Annotated in this window: 2 protein-coding genes; both read right to left on the minus strand. The window is 68.7% G+C overall.

Going from position 1 to position 9702, the window contains the following annotated elements:
• A partial coding sequence (locus ACFULQ_RS47105) for an amino acid adenylation domain-containing protein (protein ID WP_383557433.1) occupies positions 1 to 8302 on the minus strand: 8302 nt, incomplete at its 3' end.
• The coding region (locus tag ACFULQ_RS47110; protein ID WP_383557436.1) for an AMP-binding protein at positions 8299 to 9702 on the minus strand (1404 nt) is incomplete at its 5' end. The genes ACFULQ_RS47110 and ACFULQ_RS47105, both read right to left, overlap by 4 nt.

A 9702-nucleotide genomic window follows, 5' to 3' on the forward strand; every position in this document is an offset into this window, starting at 1 on the left:
AAATCACATACGCCAACTGCTGTGGCGTCAGTGTGATGTCAGGTGCGGTCACCGGCCCGGCAGCCAACGAGGCGACCACCGCGGGATCATCCAGCAGCACCACATGCGACTCACTCAGCCCCAGCGCCGAGTCGCCGATACCGACCACGACTGCGGCTCCAGCATCAGCGGCCATGAAGGCGAGCCGCTCGGCCGGATACTCCGGATCCAGCGGCACATACGCCGCCCCCGCCTTCCACACAGCCAGAAGAGCGACGACCATCTCCACCCCGCGCGGCAGGCACAGCCCCACGACGCTGCGAGCCCGGACGCCTTGACCTGCCAGGAAGTGGGCCAGCCGGTTCGCCCGCTCGTCCAGTTCCGCATACGACAGTTCAATTCCGTCGCACACCACCGCCACCGCCGTGGGATCGGCAACCGCGCGCTCCGCGATCAGCCCCGGGACCAGTGCTTCCGGCAGCTCGACGGCGGTGTCGTTCCATTCGTCGATCAGCTGCCTGCGTTCGGCGGCGCCCAACACATCCACCGCCCCCAGCGGCAGATCCGGCGCACCGGTCAAAGACTCCAGGGCGCGCGCCCACCGTTGCGCGAGTCGCTCAAGCGAATCCACATCGAACAGGTCGGCCGCGGCGACGATCTCGCCACGCAATCCGGCCGGGTTTCCCTCCGCGTCGAACGCCTCGATGGCGGTGACTTCCAGGTCGAACTTCACCGTCGTCGTGTCCGACAGCGTTCCGGCGCTGGCCGGCAGCCCACCGGTCCGCACGCCGGGCATGTCGAGGACCGCGCGGGCGGTGTTCTGCAACGTGAACATCACCTGGAACAGCGGGTGCCTGGCGAGTGTGCGGGCCGGGGCCAGCTCCTCCACCAGTCGCTCGAACGGCACATCCTGATGCGCGAAGGCGCCGAGACCCGTCTCTCGCACCCGGGAGAGCAAATCGGTGAAGGTGGGGTTGCCCGAGAGATCGGTGCGCATGACCAGCGTGTTGAGGAAGCACCCGACCATGTCGTCCAGGGCCTCGTCGGTGCGCCCGGCGATCGCCGAACCGATGGGGATGTCCGTGCCCGCTCCGAGGCGCGAGAGCAGCACGGCCAGCCCCGCCTGCAGCACCATGAACACCGTCACGCCCTCGGCGCGCGCCACCTTGGCTATTTCGGCGTGCAGTTCGGCAGTGATCCGGAGTGGCACCCGATGCCCTCGGTGCGATGGCACTGCCGGACGTGGCCGGTCCAAGGGGAGATCCAGCTCCTCGGGCAGCCCGGCCAGCTGCTCGCGCCAGTAACCGAGTTGCGCGGACAGCGGGCTGTGCGGATCATCCTCCGCGCCCAGCAGCTCGCGCTGCCACAAGGCGTAGTCCGCGTACTGCACCGGCAGAGGGGTCCACTCCGGTGCCCGGCCTTCTATCCGCGCCGCGTAGGCGGACGTCAGGTCCCGTGCCAGGGGAACCGTCGACCAACCGTCTCCGGCGATGTGATGCAGCATCAGTACCAGCACCTGCTCATCCGGCCCGCAGTCGAACAGCGTTGTCCGCAGGGGGACTTCCGAGGCAAGGTCGAAACCGCGCCGTGACTCGGCGGCCACCGCAGCGGCCAGCTCCTCCCGCGTCACCTCGGTGACGGTGAGGCCGAATCCACTCTCCTCGACGGACAGGACTCGCTGATAGGGCCGGCCGTCGGCGGTGGGGAACACGGTGCGCAGTACTTCGTGGCGTCCGATCACGTCCCGCAGCGCCTCGCTCAGGGCTGCCCGGTCCACGGTGCCGGTCAGGCGCAGCGCTGTGGGAATGTTGTAGGTCGGACTCGGTCCCTCCAACTGCGCGATGAACCAGAGCCGTTGTTGCGCGTACGAAAGTGGTGGCCGCTCCGGACGGCGCGTCGGCGTGAGCGCGGGTCGGGCCCCGCCCTCTGCATTCAGATGGGCGGCGACTCCTGCCGGTGTCGGCGCATCGAACAGCGTCCGCAAGGGCAATTCCACACCCAGCAGTGCCCGCACTCGGCTCACCAACCGAGTCGCCAGCAGCGAGTGGCCGCCCAGCGCGAAGAAGTCGTCATCCACTCCCACCTCGGGCAACCCGAGAACCTGGGCGAACGCCCCGCAAAGGATCTCCTCCTGGGGAGTGGAGGGTGCGCGGCTCACGCCGGTGAGCGCCGCGGCATAGTCGGGGGCCGGCAGCGCCCTGCGGTCCAGCTTCCCGTTCACCGTCAGCGGCAACGCGTCCAATACGACGACCGCGGACGGCACCATGTACTCCGGCAGCCGATCCGCCGCGAACTGCCTGAGAAGCACGGTGAGTTCCGTTGCTCCCGCATCGTCGGCGGCAGGGACCACGTAGGCGACGAGACGTTTCTCGTCCGCCGTGTCCTCCCTGGCGACCACCGCGACCTGCGCCACACCCGCGCAGGCGGACAGCACGGCCGCCACCTCACCCGGCTCCACCCGGAACCCACGGATCTTGACCTGCTCATCGGCACGCCCCGCGAACAGCAGTCGGCCGTCCGCCGTCCAGCGCACCAGGTCACCGGTGCGGTACATCCGTTCGCCAGTCGCCGAGAACGGGCACGCGACGAAGCGCTCCGCAGTGAGAGCGCCGCGGCCCGCGTATCCGCGCGCCAGCTGGGCGCCGGCGATGTACAACTCGCCCACGACACCCACGGGTGCCGGGTTCAGGGAGGCGTCCAGCACGAAGACCCGCGTGTTGGCGAGCGGCGAGCCCATCGTCACGACCGGATCCGGACCGTCCATTCGGCCGGTCGTGACGATCACCGTCGACTCGGTCGGCCCGTAGGCGTGCACCAGGCGCCGGTCGGCACCCCACAGCATGGCCTGCTCCGGCGAGATCGGCTCGGCGCCAACCACGATCGAGGAGACGTCCGTCAGGTCCGCCGGGTCCAGCACCGCCAGCAGGGAAGGCACGACACTGGCCGACCGCACACCCGTGTCGCGGATCATGCCGGTCAGCAGCGCTGTATCGGCCCGCTCCGCCGTCGTGGCCACGGTCAGCGTGGCACCGGCCGTCAGTGTCGCCGCCACGTCGAGCACCGAAGCGTCGAAGCTGAACGACGCGAACTGCAGCACCCGAACTCCGGGGGCAGCGCCCAGAGTCGGCGCCAAAGCCAGCGCGAGGTTCGCCATGCCGCCATGGGTGGCCTGCACGCCCTTGGGCTGCCCCGTCGATCCCGACGTATAGATGATGTACGCCAACTGAGCTGCGTCGTGGGTGACTTCGGGCGCCTTCGCCGCTGCCCCCGCCACTGAGTCGGCCACCTGCGTATCGTCCAGGTTCAGCAGCCGCACGCCGGGAGCGGCCAGCTCTCGCGTCAGCTCCTTCAGGCCGACCACGAGACGCGCCCCGCTGTCGGCAACGATGTACGACAACCGCTCGGCCGGATACTCCGGGTCCAGCGGCACGTAGGCCGCTCCAGCGCGCCACACGCCGAGGATCGCCGTGACGATCTCCGTCCCACGGGGGAGGCACAGTCCCACCACGGACTCCGTGCCGACACCCTGTTCCCGCAGGTAGTTCGCGAGGCGGTTGGCCCGCGTGTCCAACTCGGCGTACGACAGTTCCTCCCCGTCGCAGACAACGGCGACGGCGTCCGGGGAGGCCGCCGCCCGCTGCGCGATCAGCTCGGGCACGGTCGCTTCCGGAACCGCGCCCGACGAGTCGTTCCAGTCCTCAAGGAGCCGCCGTCTTTCGTCGGCTTCGAGGACCTCCACTGCCGGCAAGTGGAGGTCGGGCGCGCTGTCCAGGGCGGCCACGAGGTTCTGCAGGCAGGTGCGCAACAGGATGCACAGCTGCTCCGGGTCTGCCGGGGTCACCGCATCGACGGTCAGGCCGAATCCGGTCCCGTAGTCGTCGACGGCCACGCTCACGGGGTAACTGGTCGCATCCCGTACGAACTCCGTCCTTATGCCCTGGGTCCTGGTGCCACCTTCCTGGCCGGGCTCCGGCCTCGCCCTCCGGCTGTGCCGGTAGTTGAAGATCGAGGTGAACAGCGGGCTGCCGTCGCGCACTCCGCTGGCCTGCTGTGCCAGGGCCAGCGGGGCGTGCTCGTGCACCAGGAGCTCCGCCAGCTGGCCCCGCAGGTCCGACAACGCCTCGCCCACGCCGTACGATCCCACCCGCACCCGCACCGGCAGAGTGTTGAGGAACAGTCCGGGTATGCGGTCCGCGCCGGCCCCGGCGTTCATCCGTCCGAAGAGCACCGTGCCGAACACCACGTCATCCCGGCCACTGACCGCCGCCAGCACCCGCGCCCACGCCAGATGGAACACCGTCGCCGCACTCACACCCAGCGCCTTGGCCACCTCGCGTGTCTGCCCGGCCAGTTCGTCGTCGACGGGCATTCTCATCTGTGCGGTAGTGGTGCCATCGCCGTGGACGTCCAGGAGGCCGTACGGTGCCGTGGTCTCCTCTACATCGCCCAACAGCTCGGCGAAGTACCGCTCATGCTCCTCACGCGGCACACCGAGGCGGGCCTGGGCTACGAAGTCACGGAACGGCAGCGGCGCCGGCAGTTCCCCCTCACGCCCCGACAAGAACGCTCTCAACTCGCCCAGCAACACATCCTGCGTGGTGTGATCCTGAATCAAGTGATGGATCCGCAACAGCGCCAGCCACCGGCCCGAACCGGGCTCGGCGGCCGCGTGCACATCGATCAACGGCGCCCGGCCCAGATCCATCCGCGAACCGCCCGCCGCCACCAACTGAGCGACCGCATCCTCGACCGCGGGATCGAGCACAACCTCATGAACCGGCAGCACGGCACGCCGGACCACCACCTGCACCGGCTCCCGCAGCCCCTCCCACACGATCCCCGTGCGATAGATGTCATGACGGTCGACCACCCGCTGCAGGGCACCGAGGAGGGCATCCAACCGCTCCCGGCAGTCAAAGCCGACGACCCTCGGTGACGCATACACATCCGCCCCACCGTCAGCCATCAGGTGGTGAAAGAGGATGCCTTCCTGCAGCGGTGCCAGCGGGTAGACATCCGCGACATTGGCCGCGCCACCCGGCACCTGCGCAACCACCCGGTCGACCTCCTGAGGCGACAGATCGACCAACGGCAGCATGCCCGACGTGATCTCCGTCGCGCCTTCCGGAATCAGGTTCGGCGGAACCTCCACCTGTCCCGGAGCCGCCACCACGGCCAACCCGGCCGGCGTCGGCGTCTGGAACAACGCCCGCACCGACACTGACACACCCCGCACACGCAACCGCTCCACCAGCGTGACTGCGAGGAGTGAGTGACCACCCAGCCTGAAGAAGTCGGCATCCACACCGACCCTCTCTACACCGAGGACTTCAGCGAACGCCTGGCACAGGATCTCCTCCTGCACCGTCACCGGTCCCCGGCCCACACCCGCCGCAACCGAATAATCCGGCACCGGCAACGCCCGACGATCCAGCTTCCCGTTCACCGTCAGCGGCAGCGCCTCCAGCACCACGACCGCCGACGGCACCATGTACCCCGGCAACCGCTCCGCCGCGAACGCACGCAGGGCTTCGGACAGCGTCGCGTCGGCGACATCACTGTCCTCCTCCGGAACGACATACGCGACGAGGCGCTGGTCGTCGACGGTGTCCATGTGCGTGACCACGACTACCGCCTGTGCCACAGCGCTGTGCCCGGTCAGGACGGTTTGGATCTCGCCCGGCTCGATACGGAAGCCTCGGATCTTGACCTGGTCGTCGACCCGGCCCAGATACTCCAGGCGACCGTCTCGGTCCCAGCGCACGAGGTCACCGGTGCGGTACATCCGCGCGCCCGGTTCGAACGGGCATGCCACGAATCGTTCGCCAGTCAACGCCGGGCGCCCCAGGTAGCCGCGGGCCAGACCCGTACCCGCCAGATACAGCTCGCCCACCACGCCCACGGCCACCGGGCGCAGCTCTCCGTCCAACACAAAGGCACGAGTGTTGGCGATGGGTCTGCCGACAAGCGGCTGTTCACCTTCCGCCGCGTCGAACCACAGTGCGTCCACAGTGCACTCGGTCGGCCCGTAGATATTCAGGCACCGGGTCCCTTCGGTCCGCCGCATACGGTCCCACAGCGCACCGCCGACCCCCTCGCCGCCCAGCATCACCAGATCGGGCAGCGCGTCTGGACGGTCGAGCAAGCTCTCGGTCACCAATTGCTCCGTGTACGTGGGGGTCACGTCCAGAACATTGATGCGGTGCTCGGCGATGTACTCCACCATGGCGCTCGCGTCACGGCGCACATCGTCGCTGATTACATGCCACTCGTGGCCTGCCACCATCCACAGCAAGCCCTCCAATGAGGTATCGAAGGAAAACGAGGTCGTCAGCGCGATGCGCATGCGCTGCGGCCCCTGCGGCATCACCCTCGAGCGGTGGAAGTTGTAGAGGTTGTTGAGGCCTGCGTGCTGAACGACCACGCCCTTGGGGCGGCCCGTGGACCCGGACGTGTAGATGACGTATGCGGGATCTGCCGACGACGGCCTCACCCACTCCGGCGCGCCGGACTCGTCGGTGTCGGACAGCCCGGCCGGCTCATCAGCTGTCTCCGCGGCGCCGACAACAACCGTTGAGGCCGCCGCGGGCCCGGGCACCAGCGATGTGGAACCCTCCGACACCAGCAGCACCGTCGGCGCCGCGTCGCCGAGCATGTACTCGATCCGTTCGGCCGGGTACTCCGGGTCTACGGGCAGGTACACACCTCCGGCCTTCAACACGGCGAGGAGCGCCACGACCATGTCGACGCCGCGCTCCATACAGACCGCGACGATCGACTCCGGTCCGACGCCACGTATGACCAATAACTGTGCCAGCCGGTTCGCCCGCGCCTCCAGCTCCGCGTACGACACCTCGGCCCCCTGCGAAACGAGGGCCACGGCCTCCGGCGTACGCGCCACCTGTGCCGCGAACAGCTCCGCGAGCGAAATGTCCGCCACCTCAACCGCGGTGTCGTTCCACTCCGTCAGAAGCCGACCGCGCTCGCCCGCGTCGAGGATCTCCACCGCGCCGATCCTCGTTCGCGGATCGGCGGCCAGCGCCTCGACGACCCGGGCCCAGTAAGCCGCGATCCGCTCGGCCGACTCCACGTCGAACAGGTCCGTCGCCGCCACCAGAGTGCCACGCAGTCCTGCCGGAGCACCTTGAGCATCGGTCCTTTCCCCAACGGAGATCTCGAGATCGAACTTCGCCGCCGTAGCCCCGGTCGGCACCCCCTCAACCTTCAGCCCGGGCAGAGTCAGGGAAGCCGCGCCCATGTTCTGGACCGTCAACATCACCTGGAACAACGGATGCCGCGACAAGGAGCGAACCGGGGCCAGCTCTTCCACCAGCCGCTCGAACGGCACATCCTGGTGCTCGAACGCCCGCAGGCCCGCCTCGCGAACCCGGTCGAGGACCTCTTCGAACGTCGGGTCACCCGACAGATCGGTTCGGATCACCAGGGTGTTCACGAAGAAGCCGACCAGGTCGTTGAGGGCCCTGTCCGTGCGCCCTGCGATCGCCGACCCGATCGGGATGTCCGTACCCGCACCCACGCGATACAACGTCACCGACAAGGCGGCCTGCATCAGCATGAACAGGCTCATGCCTCGCTCTCGCCCAACAGCGACCAGCCGTTCATGCACCTCGGCCGGGACTCGTAGCGGAATGCGGTGCCCTTCGTAAGAGGAGACAGCCGGGCGGTGCCGGTCGGTCGGCAGCGTCAACTCCGCAGGCACATCGGCAAGCTCGCCACGCCAGTACGCCACCTGCCGGGAGAGCACGCTCTGCGGATCGTCCTCCCTCCCGAGCAACTCTCGCTGCCACAAGGTGTAATCCGCGTACTGCACCGGGAGCGGCTCCCATTCCGGGGCATTGCCCTTCAGCCGCGCCTGGTAAGCAGCCGACAGGTCCCGTGCCAGGGGGGACCAGGACCAGCCGTCGCCGGCGATGTGGTGCACGACCAGCACGAGTACGTGTTCCGTCGGTCCCAGCACGAGCAACGATGCCCGCAACGGGACCTCGACTCCCAGATCAAATGCGTGCCGCGCCGCCTGGGACACCGCCTCCGTCAGCACTTCCGGTGCCACGTCGGCGACGGTCAGCTCGAAACCGGCCTGCTCCGGCTCGAGTACACGCTGGAAAGGTTCCCCGCCGGATTCAGGGAACACAGTGCGCAGCACTTCATGCCGACGAATCACATCCAGTAGCGCAGATCTCAGTGCTTCCTGGTTGAGTGCCCCGGAGAGGCGCACAACGGTAGGACTGTTGTAGGTGGCGCTGGGACCCTCCAGCTTTGCCAGGAACCACAGCCGACGCTGAGCGAACGAAAGTGGGATCATGAGAAGTCCTCCTGCTTACGCATCGGCCGCAGCGTGGGCCTGACATTCCGTTGGTCACTGCCTTGTTCGGCGAGCCAGGCCGCGAGCCCTGCCGGCGTGGGCGTCGTGAACACCGCACGGATCGAGAGCTCCGCGCCCAATTCCGCGCGCACCTCGCTGACCAGCCTGGTCGCCAGGAGCGAGTGTCCGCCGAGCTCGAAGAAGTCGTCGTCGACACCGACGCTGTCCAGACCCAGGAGTTGCGCGAACGCGCTGCAGAGAATCGCTTCCTGCGGAGTGGACGGTTCGCGTCGCGCGGCCGTGGTGGCTGCCGTGTAGTCCGGGGCGGGTAGGGCCTTGCGGTCCAGCTTGCCGTTGCCCGTCAGCGGCAGCGATTCCAGCACCACCACCGCGGCGGGGACCATGTGCTCCGGCAGCCGACCGGTAGCGAACGTACGCACCGAGGCGGCCAGCTCGCCCGGGTCGGCGTCCTCATCCGCCGGGACCACGTAGGCGACCAGGCGCACATCCCCCGGCATGTCCTCGCGGGCGACCACGGCGGCCTGGGTGAGCTGCGGGTGCGCGGTGAGCACCGCCTGTACCTCACCCGGTTCCACCCGAAACCCACGCACCTTGACCTGCTCATCCGCCCGGCCCGCGAAGACCAGCTCACCACCGGACGTCCACCGCACCCGGTCCCCGGTCCGATACATCCGCCCACCCGGCGAGGAGAACGGACAGGCCACAAACCGCTCCCCGGTCAACCCAGGCCGGCCCACATAACCCCGCGCCACCTGCGCGCCCGCCACGTAGAGTTCGCCCACCACACCCGGCGCGACGGGCTGCAGACGATCGTCCAGGACGTAGAAGCAGGTGTTCGCCACCGGGGCGCCCACCGGGATCACTCCGGAGGCAATGGCCTCCGCCGTCAGCCGGGCGGTCGCCACGCCGATGGTGGTCTCGGTCGGCCCATAGTGGTTGAACACCCCACACCCACCGGCCGCATCGGCCACCCCCAGGAGTTCCTGCACCAGCGCCGGGGAGGCCGCCTCACCGCCCAGCACCAACGCACCCGCCGGCACCACACCCGCAGCACCCCCCGCCGCAGCGAGCGCCGCCAGATGCGAGGGCACCGCCTTGAGGAAGTCGATCCGCTGCTCGGCCAGATAGCCAGCCACCGCCACCGGATCCGTCACCACCTCCTCCGGAAGCAGGTGCAGCTCACCGCCAGTGGTCAGGCTCGCGAACAGCGCCGTGTTGCCCAGGTCGGTGGCCGGACCCTGCAACACCGCATACCGGCCACCCACCGCGCCGAACCCCACCCGTTCCGGCACCGACGCGACATAGTTCGCCAATGCCCCGTGCGAGATGGCCACACCCTTGGGGCGGCCCGTCGAGCCCGACGTATAGATCACATACGC

Origin of the sequence: Streptomyces sp. NPDC057253 (genome assembly GCF_042669125.1) — a bacterium.
Classification (GTDB): Bacteria; Actinomycetota; Actinomycetes; order Streptomycetales; family Streptomycetaceae; genus Streptomyces.